Origin of the sequence: Bifidobacterium sp. N5G01, assembly GCF_002742425.1 — a bacterium.
GTDB lineage: Bacteria > Actinomycetota > Actinomycetes > Actinomycetales > Bifidobacteriaceae > Bifidobacterium > Bifidobacterium hominis.
Genome location: NZ_NJNP01000003.1, coordinates 107,655 through 123,214, shown reverse-complemented (window position 1 = coordinate 123,214; position 15,560 = coordinate 107,655). Strand labels below are relative to the sequence as shown.

General features: G+C 56.3%; 12 protein-coding genes and 1 tRNA gene. 2 read left to right on the top strand and 11 right to left on the bottom strand.

The genetic code is table 11. From position 1 onward, the window contains the following. Nucleotides 1–89: 89 nt before the first annotated feature. Both trxB and CE168_RS09260 read right to left on the bottom strand, forming a co-directional pair. Nucleotides 90–1,025 (bottom strand): thioredoxin-disulfide reductase, encoded by a 936-nt coding sequence (gene trxB, locus CE168_RS06210; RefSeq protein ID WP_099571670.1) that lies wholly within the window; start codon nt 1,023–1,025, stop codon nt 90–92. 291 nt (nt 1,026–1,316) lie between these two features. Then, nucleotides 1,317–1,439 carry a hypothetical protein gene (locus CE168_RS09260; RefSeq protein WP_260805169.1) on the bottom strand — a complete coding sequence of 41 codons (123 nt, stop codon included), beginning with the start codon at nt 1,437–1,439 and terminating at the stop codon, nt 1,317–1,319. 552 nt (nt 1,440–1,991) lie between these two features. Between CE168_RS09260 and CE168_RS06205 the strand changes: the two genes are divergently transcribed. After that, the gene (locus tag CE168_RS06205; RefSeq protein WP_099571577.1) at nt 1,992–2,627 is read left to right on the top strand and encodes a 5' nucleotidase, NT5C type; all 636 of its coding nucleotides are present in this window, start codon (nt 1,992–1,994) and stop codon (nt 2,625–2,627) included. A 205-nt stretch (nt 2,628–2,832) separates the two neighbouring features. On the opposite strand, the gene CE168_RS06200 is transcribed toward CE168_RS06205, so the two are convergent. From CE168_RS06200 to CE168_RS06185, 4 genes are read right to left on the bottom strand one after another with little or no spacing between them, the layout of a single operon-like run. Continuing rightward, nucleotides 2,833–4,872 carry a hypothetical protein gene (locus tag CE168_RS06200; RefSeq protein ID WP_180753728.1) on the bottom strand — a complete coding sequence of 680 codons (2,040 nt, stop codon included), beginning with the start codon at nt 4,870–4,872 and terminating at the stop codon, nt 2,833–2,835. 41 nt (nt 4,873–4,913) lie between these two features. Next, the gene (gene murJ, locus CE168_RS06195; protein WP_180753727.1) at nt 4,914–6,629 is read right to left on the bottom strand and encodes a murein biosynthesis integral membrane protein MurJ; all 1,716 of its coding nucleotides are present in this window, start codon (nt 6,627–6,629) and stop codon (nt 4,914–4,916) included. Continuing rightward, nucleotides 6,626–8,788, bottom strand: a complete 2,163-nt coding sequence (locus CE168_RS06190; protein WP_099571575.1) for a DUF6049 family protein — start codon at nt 8,786–8,788, stop codon at nt 6,626–6,628. Before CE168_RS06190 ends, murJ begins: the two co-directional genes overlap by 4 nt. Beyond that, nucleotides 8,752–9,414 carry an NUDIX hydrolase gene (locus CE168_RS06185; RefSeq protein WP_180753446.1) on the bottom strand — a complete coding sequence of 221 codons (663 nt, stop codon included), beginning with the start codon at nt 9,412–9,414 and terminating at the stop codon, nt 8,752–8,754. The genes CE168_RS06190 and CE168_RS06185 overlap by 37 nt, the downstream gene beginning before the upstream one ends. Nucleotides 9,415–9,487: 73 nt before the next feature. Here CE168_RS06185 and CE168_RS06180 point away from each other — a divergent pair, with 73 nt between their 5' ends. Beyond that, nucleotides 9,488–10,909 carry a CCA tRNA nucleotidyltransferase gene (locus CE168_RS06180; protein ID WP_099571665.1) on the top strand — a complete coding sequence of 474 codons (1,422 nt, stop codon included), beginning with the start codon at nt 9,488–9,490 and terminating at the stop codon, nt 10,907–10,909. A 133-nt stretch (nt 10,910–11,042) separates the two neighbouring features. Here CE168_RS06180 and CE168_RS06175 read toward each other — a convergent pair whose 3' ends face one another. From CE168_RS06175 to CE168_RS06155, 5 genes are all read right to left on the bottom strand, one after another. Beyond that, the gene (locus CE168_RS06175; protein ID WP_099571574.1) at nt 11,043–11,666 is read right to left on the bottom strand and encodes a LytR C-terminal domain-containing protein; all 624 of its coding nucleotides are present in this window, start codon (nt 11,664–11,666) and stop codon (nt 11,043–11,045) included. A gap of 44 nt (nt 11,667–11,710) precedes the next feature. After that, complete coding sequence (locus tag CE168_RS06170; RefSeq protein WP_099571573.1) at nt 11,711–12,619, bottom strand: 4-(cytidine 5'-diphospho)-2-C-methyl-D-erythritol kinase; 909 nt, start codon at nt 12,617–12,619, stop codon at nt 11,711–11,713. Further along, nucleotides 12,616–13,545, bottom strand: coding sequence for a 16S rRNA (adenine(1518)-N(6)/adenine(1519)-N(6))-dimethyltransferase RsmA (gene rsmA, locus CE168_RS06165; protein ID WP_099571572.1), 930 nt, complete (start codon nt 13,543–13,545; stop codon nt 12,616–12,618). The genes CE168_RS06170 and rsmA overlap by 4 nt, the downstream gene beginning before the upstream one ends. 74 nt (nt 13,546–13,619) lie before the next feature. Further along, complete coding sequence (locus CE168_RS06160; RefSeq protein WP_099571571.1) at nt 13,620–15,125, bottom strand: G5 domain-containing protein; 1,506 nt, start codon at nt 15,123–15,125, stop codon at nt 13,620–13,622. 275 nt (nt 15,126–15,400) lie between these two features. Then, nucleotides 15,401–15,474, bottom strand: a tRNA-Thr gene (locus CE168_RS06155). Nucleotides 15,475–15,560 lie beyond the last annotated feature (86 nt).

Genomic DNA, 15,560 nt, shown 5'->3' with positions numbered 1-15,560 from the left:
AGGGCATGACCGTGTATCACGGTCACATAACGGTCATTCATACAGTCATGATTGTGAGATGACTGTATGAATGACCGTCATGGGGAGTGCTACTGCTCTAGGTAGGCTTGGGCGTCAAGGGCAGCCCGGCAGCCCATGCCGGCGGCACTGATCGCCTGACGGTAAATACTGTCAACGCAATCGCCTGCTGCAAAAATACCGGCAGTGCTGGTGCGTGTGCTGGCGCCATCCACCTGAATATATCCAGCCGCATCTCGCTGCACAATGCCGTCAATAAAAGTTGTGGCGGGGGAGTGGCCGATCGCTACGAAAATACCGTTTGCGGCAATCGTGCCAATCTCTCCGGTGATGACGTTGCGAATGTTCACGGATTGTGCTCCGTTGTCGTCTCCCAATATTTCCTCCACCACGGAATCTGTGATGATGGTGATTTTCGGATTCTGTTGAGCGCGTTCCACGAGAATCTGCGATGCGCGGAATTCGGAACGACGATGAATCAACGTCACCGACGATCCAAATCGGGAAAGAAAATCAGCTTCAGTGAATGCGCTATCGCCGCCGCCGACCACAATAATCGGCTTATCTCGGAAGAAGAAGCCGTCGCAAGTCGCACAATATGACACGCCCTTGCCGGAATATTCCGCCTCTCCGGGGATGCCGAGCTTGCGGTATTCCGATCCGGTTGCGATGATCAAAGCACGGGTTTCGAAAACGTCTCCCAGATCGACGCGCACGGTTTTCACGCCGGTGGCGTCATCGTTGCTCACGGAAACAACGTCATCCCAAATGATTTCTGCGCCGAACTTCTCCGCTTGGCGTTGCATATTGTCCATGAGTTCCGGTCCCATAACGCCATCGGGGAAGCCTGGGAAATTCTCCACTTCGGTGGTGTTGACGAGCTGCCCGCCTGGGGTCAGCGCGCCCGCGATGACCAGTGGTTTGAATCCAGCTCGGCCCAAATATATGGCTGCGGTATATCCGGCAGGGCCGGACCCGACAATAATCGCATCTCGCAAATCACTCATATTCCCACTGTAGCGAATCGTCAAAACGGACATCCACGCATCTCACGATTTCGCGCATTCCTTTTTCTTATGGCGTATTATCAAGTACCTTCCGAATCGGATCATCTACAGAGTTTCACGTGAAACACGAGTTGTTGTGTGTGGTTATGTGAGGGGCTGTGTGTGCAGTTGCTGGTGGTGGCTGGATTCTTGGCAGTGCTTGAGCGGAACATGAGAAAAGGGCTTGCGCTCCATGCGGAACGCAAGCCCTTTGGTTATTTAAGTGTGACGCCTGCTTGTGCAGGCCTTGGGTCACTTGTTGATGACCTTCTTGAACAGATCGGCGCTAGCCTTGGCGAGTGCGAACTGGCCGAAGCCTGGATCGATGGAAGCGAGGTTGGCGTTGACGATCTGGTTGAAAGTGTTGTTCTTCATGATGTTTCCTTTCGTTCGGCTTGGCGGCGTTCTTGTTTTCTTTTCTTTCCTCTGGCCGCTGCCGTAAGTCTTGTTTATTGTTTCAGCGCGGGTGGCGTTGCCGTTTCCCCGCGTGTGGGGTGCGGCTCCGGTTTTCTCTCCGGTCCCTGCCGCATCGTGTCTCTTTGTTCTGTTGTGCCTTCATTATAGGCAGGTGCAACCGTCAATGTCATGCAACGATCGTTGATTCTTTTGTATTTTCATCGGCTAATCTTGAAATAAACGTAATGATGCTGTGATGAAAGTTGATCGTCGATTGCCGGGCAGTATCGCCGTCGCAAAAAGAAGTGGTGTGATCTTTGAATTTTCTGTCTTTTTATGAAAGTCTCAAAATCGTTCTTCTGTAAGATTTTTGGCAATCTCGTCTTTTTCTATCCCTTTTCTATCTTCCTTACCTGCGGGAGTATTTGCGCTTGTTGCCGACGAATGTCACGGTACATTGATTGATAGCGAGCTGATTGGCGTGGCTATTCGACGGGCTGATCGGCATCAGGCATAAGAAAGGAACGTGATATGGCGACTATTCCTGAACAATACGAGAGTCAGCGCGTGGGCGTGCAGGGATATCGCGTGCTCAATCTCGATTTGGACGGCGTCTGCGCGGATTACAAAGGTGCGATCCGCGATTATCTGCATCGGCAGGGCATTGACGTGCCGGAACGTGCGTTGCGGGCCGCGCACTACAATCTCACCCGCGAGGATGGATGGCCGTTCGACACGCTTGACGATTACATCGAAACGCATAAAGCCGCGGAACGTGAGCATCTGTATGCGACGATGAAGCCGCTTCCGGGGGTAGCGCAGGCGCTGCAACGATTGGCGGGCGAGCACGTGTACATTCGCATCGTCACGCATCGGCTGTTCGTGTCCGGCCAGCATCAGATGGTCGTTTCCGACACCGCGCAATGGTTGGATAGCAATCACATTCCGTACATGAGCCTGTGCTTCACTGGGCTGAAAGACAGTATGCAGGCCACGATCCACATCGACGATTCGCCGGCGAACATCGAAACCCTGCGCGAAGCCGGGCAGCACGTGGTTGTGTTCGATCAGCCGTACAACAGCGCGTACGATGGTCCTCGAATCGACAGCTGGAGCGACGTCAACGTCGAAAAGCTCCTCACCCTCTTCGAACACTGGCCGGAGTAAGTGGTCTGCGCGGCGGATTGTCTGTACAACCCCGGTTGTATGTCTGCACAAGTCGATTTGACCACTAATTTGGGATATGTAGTTGATTGACATCAACGATTTCGGCAGACAATCGAGTGGCAGATACAAAGGAGGGCACGTGCATATTACACGTGCCCTCCATGCGCGTCTTTTCCGGAAAACGTTAGAAAGACGGTGACAACGATTAGAAGATCTGCAGGGAATCGATGTACAGCTGGCTGCCGGGCAGACTGTCAAGCGGCACCCACAGCATGATGTCCTGCGTTTTCACAGACTTGTCGAACTTCACTTCGGTAGTGCCGGAATCGTCGAATTTGAACTGTGCCACCTGCTCACCCTGGGACGGGCTGTTCGTCGCGTTCACGCGAATGTATCCCTGGCCGCCCGAAGAACGAATCTTGATGACCATGCGAGACACGTTCTGCGGTTGGCTCAGGTGCACGTAATATCCGTAGCCCTGCTGTCCGTCAGGGTTCGACAGGAACTGACGATTGTCGATTTCGTATGCAGTCGTGTTTTCCGGCTGCTTCGGATTCGGTACCTTCTTCGACTGCTTGTCAGCGGTCACGACCTTGTCTTCGGTTTTCTTGAGTTTCTTGGATGATGAATCGCCAGATGCCGGCGCATTGGCGGAAGTATCGGAAGAATCCGCGGAATTGGACGAATCGGTATTGTTGGACTTATCGGTATTGCCGGACTTATCAGAATTGGAAGAATCCGCGGAATTCGCATCCGTCTGATCGCCCTCGCCGAACGGCACCTTGTCAAGATTTATTTCCGGCCATGGTCCTTCGGAATCAGTCGTAACCGAATCTGAAGGCTTCATCAAACCCTGAATAGCGAAACCAAGCGCTACCGCAACAACAAGAACGGCAACGATAATCGCAACGACCTTCGTTTTCAGCTTGCCAAACAGTTTCGCGTCGGCAACGTCAGTACTCGCCGACGTGGGAGAAGGATTCTTCGGTGTGAAGCTCGGCGGAACTGCGGCTCGACCGGCGGCATACGCGGCGTCGATCGCCTCCTGCTCTGCCTTCAACGCGCGAGCGGACTCCTCGCCGGGCTGAATGACCTGACCGTCCGCGCCGATCACTGGAATGCGGCCGGTTTTTTCCAACTGGGAATCGTCTGACGACATGCCGTCGGACGGTACTGAAACCCTGATGGGGAAGGAGAAGGGGGAATCGCTGGTGTCGGTCACGCCATCGATGTCTTCTTCGCTCAGCAGCTCACGGCCGCTGCTCCACAACGATTTCACCGCTCCGCTGGTGGCTGCGACGCTTTTCGCCAAAGCCTCCTTGCCATCGGAAAAATCGTTATGCGGTTCGGGAGCCGTGAACGTCATTTCCGGAATGCTTCCAGTCACCGCCAGCGTATCCGGTAGCAGGAGCGTATCCTTCTCAAGGATCTGCAGCAACGGAACATTGGCGATCGAGCACTCCGAATCCATGGAAGGCAACGTGACATCCATACCCCCCAACGATGACAGCGGCTGGTACTCGCCAAGCAGCGCCTCCAATTCCGCGAGAGTCGCCATCGGAACGGTGGGGAAGCCGTCGGCCTCTTCAAGCTCAAGTCCGCGCTTGCAGATCACACGGAATTCCATCGGCGTGGTCGGCGCGAGCGCGTCCAGACGGAAATCAGTCGACAATGTGGACGGACGGCGGGTCAGCATCGCATACAGCAATGCCGCAATCTGCCGAATCGCAAGCTGTTCCCGATTTTCCAAAGCCTGCGCGCGAGAAGTGTCGGCAAGCATGACGCTCACCGGAGCGTCTGCAATCTGAATGCCGGAACGGGTCAGGCGCACCGTGTCGGTGCTGATGGAGAAATGCGTGAGATTGTCTTTTTGCAGCACATGCAACGATTCGATGACTTCGCCAATGATGGAACGCATGGCTGTATAGCTCAACGGCTGGTTGGCGTTCAGCGCAAGATATTCGCTGAGGGCCATGCCTTCGTCAAGCTGTGTCACCACCAGCGCGACCTTGCCGACATGCTGGAGTTGCAACACTTTTGTGAAGTGGGAGTCGTGCGAAATGGCCAGCATGGAAGCGGTTGCGTTGACTTCCTGCAATGCCTTGCTGCTGCTGACGATAAACAGCTGGCAATCCCGTGCGAGCACATGGTCGCTGGCCTTCCAGACCTGCAGTCCGGTTTCTTCGCGCAACGGCGAAACGAGCACGTAGCGATTGCTGATGGTATCTCCCAGCTGAGGTTTCATGGGTTCCTTCAACTTTTTGTAAACGTTTGTTCTGCCTATGGTCACTCGCCGTTTTCGGCGTCGCCTTGCTCCAGTCTATCGTTGGGGCTGGTCGGCTTGCGAAGTCCGGGAATACGTGAGGAAAGCAGTACGATCGCCTCGTCGAATTCCTCAGAACGCAGCAGCCGCAACATGCCCGCGTAAACGATGAAAGTCACTATGGTCAACAGCGCAGCGCACACCACTGCCTGAATCCAGTTCATATGACCGTCCACCGCTCCGATCTGGGCGCCGACGAGCTGGTAGACGCTGTCACGTGCCATCACGCCGATGAGCATGGCAGCTGCTGCCGCGCCAATCGATTTCAGATACGAGATGGCTATGCGCGGACCGTCGATATTGTTTTCGAAACGTTTGCGCAACATGACATACAGGATGGGAATCGGCAGTATGTAGCTTATGGCTCCTACCGTGCCGATCATTGTCGTCCATTCGGTAGGGGGAAGTAGCTTCGCGCCGATTATCACGCCTACCGCTTGAATGCCCATGGCGAACAGCATGAAAATGAACGGCGATTTGCCGTCTTCGAATGCATAGAACGTGCGCTGGATAATCAGATACGCGCTGGCGAACGGAAGTCCCACGCCAAGCGTGACCAACGGTCCCGCCATAAGAATCGCCTCTCTGACGCTCACAGACGGCAGCAACGCGAGAATGATCGGAACGGGCATCACTACGAAAGCGACCGAGAAATAACACATGATCACGCCCATATTGCGCATTGCCTGGCTTAAATCGGTGCGCGCTTCGGCGATATTATGGTCGGCGATCGCACGGGATATTTTCGGGAAAATCGCGGTTGCAAGCGAAACGGCAATCAGCGAATATGGCAGCATGTAAATCGTGTACGCGTTCTGGTATGAGGCATTGCCGGCCACATCGAGCGGATTGATACCGAACTTCTGCTGCGCGAGCATCGGCGCGTTGGTGGACGTGCGCGTGATTACGATATTGGCGAGCTGGTCGATTACGACAATGCCGACGCTCCAAGCTGCGACCGGTCCCATCGAACGCAAGCCGATGCCGCGAAGTCCGAATTGCGGGCGGTATTTCAATCCGATTTTGGTCAGCGGAATGAACAGCACCAACGCTTGGAATGCCACGCCCAATGTCCATGTTCCGGCCGTCAAAGCGATTTTGTCGGCAGTCCAGAAATCAAGCGGATGTTCCGTGGCGCGGCCGAACAATGCGATGAATGTGCCGAAACCGATGCAGCTGATGATGTTCGCACCCACCGAACTCCACGCATACGCGGTGAAATGGTCTTTGGCCGCAAGAATCTGGCCAATCACCGTATACAGGCCGTAGAAGAAGATCTGGGGCATGCACCACAAGGTGAACGAGGTTGCCAACGCCATGGTTTCCGGGCCGCCGTTCACATACAGTCTGGTGAGCAGTGGCGTGGACAGCGCCATCAGAATCGTCACCGCCAACAACATGGTGATGGCGAGTGTGATGAGCCTGTTGAGCTTGGTTTCGGCGTCTTTCGCCTTCAACGTGCGCACGATCTGCGGCACGAGCACGGCGTTGAAAATACCGCCGGAAACCAGGGTGTAGATGACCTGCGGAATCATAGACCCGGCCTGGTAGGCGTTTGCCGCATAGCCGGTGGTGCCTAAAGCCCAGGCGAGCAGAATGGTACGGATTTGCCCGGTCACGCGCGAGGCCGCGGTGCCGGAGGCCATGATCAGTGAATTACGGCCAACGGAAGAACTCATTCGTCGGGATCTTTCTTACGGTGGAATTGGCGCCACAGTCCCAAAGCTCCAAGCAGCACGGCGATGCCGATGATGATGAAGCCGGTTTTGTCGCTGATTTGCAATGCGCTGGTGATGTGGGTGGTTTGTGTTGCTCCGAATGCGATGCCCTGCCTGTCCTGCAGGCTGAGTGTGGCGTCCGCGGTGCCGGAGGTGGCCACACGGATGATGAATGCCACTTGGGCTTCGCCGTTTGCGGGTACCTCCACGGTGTCGAAACGCGAAGTGACAATCTGCATGGAGTTGGTCAATGATGAGACTTTTACCGTGACCGGATAGGGGTGGCTGTTGCTGATGGTAACGGGCATTTGCGCGGTTTCGCTGACCACGTTGACGTTTTCCGTCGGTGTGATGGTCACTCCGTTGATGAGCAGGGACGCCAGTTGCCCGGCTCCTTCCACCATGGTGCTTCCGGCTGGATTTTCGCCGCCTAGCGCGTGCAGGGCCATGATGCCGTGCGCGTTGACGAGCTGTCTGCGCCACGCTTTGAGGCCTGCGGGGGACTGCTTGGCATCGTCGGCGACGTCGGTGAGGATGGACGCGTTGAATCGTTTGATGTCGCTTGTCGAGGCTGCCAGCGTGTTGAGCGTCTGCCTGAGATTGGCTTGTGTCGCATCATTGATTCCGTCGGATTGTGGTACGATCGCGGCCGCATCGTCACCGCTCAAGGCGGGGTCGGCGTTGCTTAATGTGTTCAGATCGGTGATGTTCAGCCACGGCGATTGTTCGACGTCCGTCATCAGCGCATCCACGACGGCTGGGTCGGAATTGTCGTTTAGGCAGACCAGCAGGTTGCGTTCCGCATACGGCTGTTCCATTTGGTAGAACGCGCTTTGCGCGACGAATCGTGCGAGACGCCCGGCCGTTGTTCCCTCGTCATCCGCTTCGGCGTCGGCACTGGTCGCCTTGCCCTGTGCAAGGTTGGAAAGCACGCTTTGCGCGGTCAGTACGGTGACGTCGCCCGCGTCGGTGGCCACTATGGCCTTGCCTGTTTCTGCGGTAGCCGCATCGTTCTCTTCGAAATCATGCGTGGCGATGACGGTGTCGTACCCCTGCTGCTTGGCTTTCGTGAGCGCCTCGATCGTCCAATTGCCGGTGCCCTGCCATGCATACGTGGTCATACTTGCGTTCGGGTCGCCCAACGCCGATTGATAGTTTTCCAAGGCCTGTTCGGCGTTCCATTGCGAGGTGCCGACGCTTGCCGAATCATAGGTTTTGCTGTCGTTCAGCGCGGAATAGGCGGTGATGTCGAATAGGGCCGGTTGCGTGATGCCGTCGACTTGCGTCGGCATCGGCATCGCCTTCAGATAGGTCGGATCGGCCACCACCTGCAGTTTGTCATGCTTGGTGAACGTCTGTTCCAGCGACTTGAGTCGTGCCTCGTCTTCTTTGCCGGGAACGGCGATTTTCGAAAGTTCTGCGGAAGTGACGCCACCTTTGTTGACGAGCTGTTCCAGCATGGTGTTGTCGGTGGTCCATCCTTGCGCTTCGAGCGGCTGCACGATGGTGATATTCATCGCGGGCGTGTCGGGGGTATTGATTCCAGCTCCGGTCCGTGTTGCGAAAGTGTGTGCTTTGTCTTGCTGGACTCCGCCGGCCTCATAGCTGAGAGTGATGGGCTTGGGACCCCAGGAGTTGATGGATGCCAGTGCCTCTTGGCTTGATTCCGCGTCGATGCGCACGTTCGCTGAAGCTCCCGGCTGAAGCGCGGGAACCTCGCTTTGGCCCACGATATTGGGCGTTGGGATCTGCCCGATGCCTTCCGACCATTCCTGGATATCGTTGCGCGACACGAACGTGTAGAAGGCGTTCATGGCGAGGGTCAGCGTGCCCGATGGGATTTCCTGATCTGTGGTGTTGGTCACCGTTGCGCTCAGATGATAGCCGGAAGTGTCTGTCAGCACGGCTGTGGAGGAGTCGATTGACAGCATGGCTCCCGATTGTGTTTCCTGTGTTTCTTCGGCTTTGGCATGTGGCGTAGGTGCGTATAACAACATCAACGCCATGGTCATGACCATGGCGAGGATTGCCGAAAGAGCACGTATGCCGTGCGGAACGTTCCGTTGTGCGGGTTGATTCACCTTCACGCCTGTCTGTTGAGTTTCCTTGCGTACAACCATGCTATCTTTCGTTCGTTCGGGTAGCTGAGAACGTCGTCCAAATCAGCAAAATCCACCCAAATCGCGTCTTCTGCCTCATGGTCCGGGTCGCCTTCCACCGTCAGCTCGCCGCCGATCTGGCGCAATGCGAAGTGATGCACCAGCTTGTGCACGCGCTGGCTGGTTCCCGTGAACCAGTAGTCGATGGTAGCGATGGAATCGACCACTTCACCCAAAATGCCGGTTTCCTCATGTACCTCGCGAACGGCGGTTTGCTGCGGTGTCTCGCCTTTTTCGATATGACCTTTCGGCAGGCACCATTCCAAATGCCCGCTGCGTGAATGACGTGCGATGATCGCCACACGGCCCTTGTCATCGAACACGAGACCGCCCGCCGAATATTCGCGTACCACCGGCAGTTCCTGCGCGTCGAGCGAGGCGAATGTGGTCGGACCGTCTGTGGCGCGCCGTTGCGGCATCATTGCTGGGGTGGGTGCGCTGGGCGTGATGATGGTCTCTTGCCGCAAGGAAACGGACTGCGATGTGTACAGCAGTTTGTCCGATTCCATCGGATTTTGGGTATGGTCGTCCGCAGCATGGGCAAGCATGCGTGCAAGGTCTGCGGGCGTAATCATGATTCCAACCATACTCAATTCTGTGTGCAGGTGGGGTAACGGTATGCTAGTAAGGCAGAAACTTGTGGTGTCGGAAAGGGATGGCGTGAACTTCGAAGTGTGGCCAGAGGCCATTGAATTAGGGCGTATGTTCGCCGCGGAAGGCTATGAATTGGCGTTGGTGGGAGGTCCCGTCCGGGACCTGCTGTTGCATCGTAAATCGCATGATTTGGATTTTTGCACGTCGGCGCGTCCTGAGCAGTTTGAACATATTTTGCGCCGTTTTGGGCGTGATGGCTTTTGGGATATGGGACGCAAATTCGGCACGCTGGGTGCGATGCGCCGTCGCGAGGATGGCACGGAAGTGCAGGTTGAGGTAACGACTTACCGTTCCGACACGTATGACCCCGACTCGCGCAAGCCGGAAGTTAATTATGGCGACACGCTGGAAGGCGATCTTTCCCGCCGTGATTTCACGGTGAACGCCATGGCATTGCGCGTGCCCGAACTGGAATTTGTCGATCCGTTCGGCGGTGCGAACGATTTGGCCAAGGGCGTGTTGCGCACGCCGGTCGATCCTCGCCAGTCGTTCGATGACGATCCGCTGCGCATGATGCGCGCCGTGCGTTTCGTGGCGCAACTGGGCTTCCGCATCGAACCGGAAACCGCCGAAGCGTTGACCGACATGGTCGATCGCATCGAAATCGTTTCCGCCGAGCGCGTACGTGACGAACTGGTCAAAATGCTGCTGTCCGATCGACCGCGTGCAGGTATCGAAGCGCTGGTCGATTCCGGTCTTGCGGATATCGTCTTCCCGGAAATTCCGGCATTGCAGCTCGAAATCGACGAACATCATCGTCATAAGGACGTGTTCGAGCACACCATGATCGTCATTGATCGTGCTGTCGCTCTCGAAACCGGCCCGGACGGTCCTGTGCCAGCTCCAGACCTGACGTTGCGTCTTGCCGCGCTCATGCACGATATCGGCAAGCCGAAGACGCGTCGTTTCGAATCGGGCGGCAAGGTGAGTTTCCATCATCATGATGCGGTCGGCGCGAAAATGACCCGCAAGCGCCTTAAGGCATTGCATTTCGATCATCATATGGTCGAGGACGTCAGCGAACTGGTCAACCTTCACTTGCGTTTCCATGGATACGTGGAGGAGCCGTGGACGGATTCCGCGGTCCGCCGTTACGTCAAAGACGCAGGCCCGCTGTACGAGCGTTTGAACCGCCTGACGCGTGCCGACGCGACCACGCAGAACAAGCGCAAGGCCATGGTGTTCTCGTCGGCGATGGACGAGATGGAACAGCGCGTGCGCGATCTGAAGGAGAAGGAGGATTTCGACGCGATCCGCCCTGATCTGAACGGTGACGAAATCATGCAGCTGCTCGGCATTGAACCGGGACCGCTGGTTGGCAAGGCGTACAAGCACATGCTGGAATATCGTCTCGATAACGGCCCGGTCGAGCGTGATGTTGCTGTTGCCGAGTTGAACCGTTGGTACGAGGAACAGCAGGCCGAATAATCCGCCTTCTGACCTCACGATTTGCAAACTGACCTCATGATCTTGATTTTCAGTAAAAAATCGAAATCATGAGGTCAGAAAATGAAAATCGCGAGGTCAATCCAAGAATCTGCAAATCAAAAAAATCTGCAAATCACACGGCGTCGTGTTCGGGGGCCTTCTGCACGTCGGCCATCTTGTCGACGGTAACGCATCCTTCGAAGCTTTCGATCTTCTTGCCGGCGGTCGGCACTTGCTTTTGATCCTGCAGATTGTCGAAGGTTGCGCCAACCACAACGTCGATCAGCATATCCTCGCGATCGTCCATCACCATTTTCGCGTCGGTGAAGTTGCTGTTCACCGTGTACGCCTGATTAACGGCGTTCTTGCCGAAGATGATCATCGTGCGCTCCACCTGGGAACTGGTGTAGTTGCCGGCGGCCTGGGTGTTGAACTCGCGATTCTGTAGCGCGCTGCTGACGGCTTGTGCGAAGCCGGAGAATTCAGTGCCGTTGAGCACGCGCACGGTGATGTTGCGGTTCTCCACGTATTTGCCGTTGCTTCCATCCTGTTCCTGGGTGGCGCAAGGAGCCTGCTGGCCGTAATTCGGTTGTACTGCAGCCGACTTGACCCTGCCCAATCCTCCAACATGGAAGAAGAACAGCAGGGAAGTCACCAATGCGACCGTCAAAATGGCGCCAGTTATGGTGAACGCCACCTTTTGACGGCGGCGAATGTACTGTTTGCGCGCGGCGCGCTCATCGTTAGCCTGAGTCATGTACGAGTCCTTCTCCAAAAAATCTGTTGACTTCAACCTTACTGTTACGCGATGATATGCACAATCGGATGGGCCGGTGCCTTGGTGGCGATGATGCGGTCGACGCAACGGCTTTCCTGCCATGCCGACTGCACCGCGTGTGCGGCATCGTCGGTTGGTACGAATGCGATTACGGAAGGGCCGGATCCGGAGACGAACGCTTGCTTTGCGCCTGCCCGCAATGCTTCGTCGATCGCCTGTCCGCTGCGTGGGTGCAGTGAGATCGCCGCTTGTTGCAGATGATTGTTGTCTCCTGGTCCGGCGCCGATTTGGTCGAACATGGCATACACTTCCGGCGTGCGCAGTTCCGCCTGATATGCGCCGACCAGCAGGCGGCCTGCAAAACCCTGTCTCGTCAGATTTCGCACGTCGTCGCTGTACTCGCTGAGCTGTTCGATCTGCTCGCCGAAGCCTGTGCCTCGCGCGTAGCCTCCGGTCAGACAGAACGGCATATCCGCGCCTAATGTGGCGGCAACCTGCTGCAACCGTTCGATGGGCCAATCAAGATTCCATAGCGTGTTCAACGCCAAAATCGTGGCAGCCGCATCCGCGGAACCACCCGCCATGCCTGCGCCGACGGGAATGCGTTTTTCGATGTTCAACGCCACATCCGGTTCATGGCCGCTCGCCTCGGCCAAAGCGAACAGGGCAAGTACTGCGTGGTTGCGTCGCATATCGTTGCCTGAGGAGGCCAGGTCGCCAAGATAGGCGCCTTCGAGGTTCAGTGAAAACCCGGATCCAGGTCTTTTGCGGCTGGCGGTGACGGTGTCGTACACGCTGACGGCGCAGTAAATGGTGTCCAGCTCGTGCCGGCCGCCCCATTCGCTGCGTGGCTTGCCTACGTGCAAGGTCAGATTCGTTTTTGCCGGGCAGTCCACACTGACCGTGTTGATTGCGTTGCCGTTGCCGCTCATGCTTCCGGCACCTCGCCCATGGCTCGTGCCAGTGCCACGAATTCGTCGATGGTAAGCGTCTCGCCGCGTCGCGTCGGATCGATGCCTGCTCGCTCAAACGCTTCGGAAGGTACGATTTTCTTCAACGCGGCATGCAGGGTTTTGCGTCGCTGCCCAAATGCGGCGTCGATGAGACGGAACACGGTTTCGCGGTCCACCACGGAACCGTCGGGATTGTTGGCGGAAGGCGTGTGCCCGCCCTCGTATCGTTTGAACAGCACCAGCGCGGAATCCACATTCGGCGCCGGCCAGAACACATTGCGCCCGATAATGCCCACACGTTCCGCGGTGCCGTACCATGCGAGCTTCACGCTTGGAGTGCCGTAGATCTTTGAACCGGGTTTTTCACTCAGTCGGTCCGCGACTTCCTTCTGCACCATCACCAGAAAAGTTCCGAGATTGTCAAAACGTTCCAGCAACGTCAGCAGAATCGGCGTGGCCACGTTGTATGGCAGATTTGCTACGAGTGTGAACGAATCGTCATTATTGAAATCAGGCAGATTTTCCGGCGTTACGGTCAAGGCGTCACGGTTGACTACACGGAAACGATCCACCGCGTCCGGCATGAATTCGGCGATGGTGCCAGGCAGTCGTTCCGCAACGGGCGGGTCGATCTCCACGGCGGTCATCGTTGCACCGGTTTCCAAAATCGCCAATGTCAGTGAACCCAATCCAGGTCCGACTTCCAGCACGTGATCGTCGGCGGTCACACCCGCCTCGCGCACGATACGACGAACCGTGCCCGGGTCGATTACGAAATTCTGCCCGAATTTTTTTGTCGGGCTGATACCGGCCTCGGCTGCGATACGGCGAATGTCAGCAGCCCCCAACAGGTGGCCTTGCACAGTTTCGTCGGTTTCGTTGGTTTCGTTCGCGTTTTCTGTCATTACCTCATTATCCGTTCAACTGGTATGAAAAAGTGTGTGTTGTTACGTTTGCGTATTGTTGCGATCGGCGTTGTTTAATACCATCCGACTTGCTCGGAATGCTCCCATGCCTTCGATGGGTTGCCGTATCGTTGCGCGATGTAGCTTAGACCCCAGTCGATCTGTACGGCCGCATCGTCACGCCAGTTTGCGCCGAATGCCGCCATTTTGCTGCCTGGAAGCGATTGCGGGATGCCGTAAGCTCCGGAAGATGCGTTTTCCGCATACCACAGCCAGCTTGATTCGCGCGTCCACAGTTTCACCAGATCGGTCCAGTTTTGCCCGGTCCAGCCATATTGCGCCGCGGCTCCGGCTGCGTAGGCCTGTGCCTGCGCGGGGGAAGGGTGGTAGAGGCGGCATCCTGCCGAAGGATCGGAAGGTTGCGGTGTCGGGGTGGGCGTCGGTGTCGGATCCGGTGTGGGGGCCGGGTCCGGAGTTGGCGTCGGATCCGGGTCCGTTTTTGATCCGGAATCGTCTTTCTTGCTGTCGTCTTTATTGTTGTCGCCCGAATTGTTCGTATTATCGGAATTATTGTTCGACTCGTTTTTCTTGTCGGAATTATCGGAATTGTTGTTCTTATCCGAATTATCGTTCTTTCCGGAATTATCCTTTTTCCCGGAATTGTCGGCATTGCCGGTATCTCCGGAATTGCCGGATCCGCCACCCGAACCAGAATCGTCGGAAGATGCTGCCGGTCCTACTGCGATGATCCGGTCAAGGGCGATTTTCGTGGTTGTTTCGTTGGTCAGCGTCTCGCTTTCCTTCTCGCCATCCACATACGTGACGTCGTACGTTTGCTGGATTTCGCCTTCCTCGCCTTCCTGCCTGACTACGACTTCGCCAGGCTGCAGACTGGGATCGATGATGGTTTGCGTGCCGAATGGCACCGCTTTCGTGCGTGTCTCCTCGCCGTGCGTCACGCGGCGGACGCGCAGGATCGTTTCGCCGTTGTCTTTTTCGACGCTGACGCGATCCTCCTTGTTCAGCGTGATGCCTTTGGAGTCAAGAATGGAGGCCGCCGGCAGTTTGCCATTTGGTGCTGCGGAGCTTTGCCCGTCTGCGATGACGGTGACCGGCCCGTTTTGGTTGATGATCAGTCCGCCGGTGAGTTTGTTGTACACGTTGTCGATATTGACGGTGACTTTTGCCGCGTCTGCTTCATTTTGTTCGAAAAAGCCGATTAGCTGATCCGCGCTGGTCGCCACTGTCCAGAAAGGTACTTCCTGCCCGTTGATGGTGATGGTGGTCTGGTAGGCGCTTCGTACAGTCACCACGTCATGGTTGTTCAGCATGCTGGTGGGGCTGGTGGATTCCACAAGATCATGCGTTTTGACTTTCACGCCACGCTCTTGCAGCAGACGGTCGACACTCATCGCGTATGTGGTTACTGTGGTGGTTTTGCCATCGATGGTCAGAGCTACGGTTTTGCGCGCGCCTACGCCGAATGCGAGCGTCGAGGCGAGCGTCAATGAGACCACGCATGCCGTCACACGAACACGCCGAAGCGTCACAAATCTCCGGGGGGTCCACCTTCTTGTCATACGTCCTCTTTCCAGCGACTGTCTACATCGCCGTCATTGTAACGGTCAGATCGGGACGAGTGGCATGGTTCCCGCTGGTTTTATCTATACCGCCACATTTTTGAGGAAAAGGAATAAAGAAAAAGGGGGCAGGAGAGAAGGGGATATCCTGCCCCCTGTCCGGACGAGGCAGGTTGGGGGAAGCCTTGTCCGGTTACCAGAAGCCATAAGTTGGGGGAAGACTTCTGGATCACTTACCCATGGTAAGAGGTTAAAGCCCGTCAAAACGGGTTTCGAGCCTCCTGTCGGGATCGAACCGACGACCTGCCGCTTACAAGGCGGCCGCTCTGGCCATCTGAGCTAAGGAGGCTTATGCCGCTTTCTAGCATAATGCATAAAAACGGCAACGATTGAATAGCATAACCAGCGTGCCCGATGCCGTCAACTTGGAACTGC

What these genes read in the sequence shown, in the direction of transcription:
- trxB (WP_099571670.1), bottom strand. Translation starts at nt 1,025, where the DNA reads ATGAGTGATTTGCGAGATGCGATTATTGTCGGGTCCGGCCCTGCCGGA.
- CE168_RS09260 (WP_260805169.1), bottom strand. Translation starts at nt 1,439, where the DNA reads ATGAAGAACAACACTTTCAACCAGATCGTCAACGCCAACCTCGCTTCC.
- CE168_RS06205 (WP_099571577.1), top strand. Translation starts at nt 1,992, where the DNA reads ATGGCGACTATTCCTGAACAATACGAGAGTCAGCGCGTGGGCGTGCAG.
- CE168_RS06200 (WP_180753728.1), bottom strand. Translation starts at nt 4,872, where the DNA reads ATGAAACCTCAGCTGGGAGATACCATCAGCAATCGCTACGTGCTCGTT.
- murJ (WP_180753727.1), bottom strand. Translation starts at nt 6,629, where the DNA reads ATGAGTTCTTCCGTTGGCCGTAATTCACTGATCATGGCCTCCGGCACC.
- CE168_RS06190 (WP_099571575.1), bottom strand. Translation starts at nt 8,788, where the DNA reads ATGGTTGTACGCAAGGAAACTCAACAGACAGGCGTGAAGGTGAATCAA.
- CE168_RS06185 (WP_180753446.1), bottom strand. Translation starts at nt 9,414, where the DNA reads ATGGTTGGAATCATGATTACGCCCGCAGACCTTGCACGCATGCTTGCC.
- CE168_RS06175 (WP_099571574.1), bottom strand. Translation starts at nt 11,666, where the DNA reads ATGACTCAGGCTAACGATGAGCGCGCCGCGCGCAAACAGTACATTCGC.
- CE168_RS06170 (WP_099571573.1), bottom strand. Translation starts at nt 12,619, where the DNA reads ATGAGCGGCAACGGCAACGCAATCAACACGGTCAGTGTGGACTGCCCG.
- rsmA (WP_099571572.1), bottom strand. Translation starts at nt 13,545, where the DNA reads ATGACAGAAAACGCGAACGAAACCAACGAAACCGACGAAACTGTGCAA.
- CE168_RS06160 (WP_099571571.1), bottom strand. Translation starts at nt 15,125, where the DNA reads ATGACAAGAAGGTGGACCCCCCGGAGATTTGTGACGCTTCGGCGTGTT.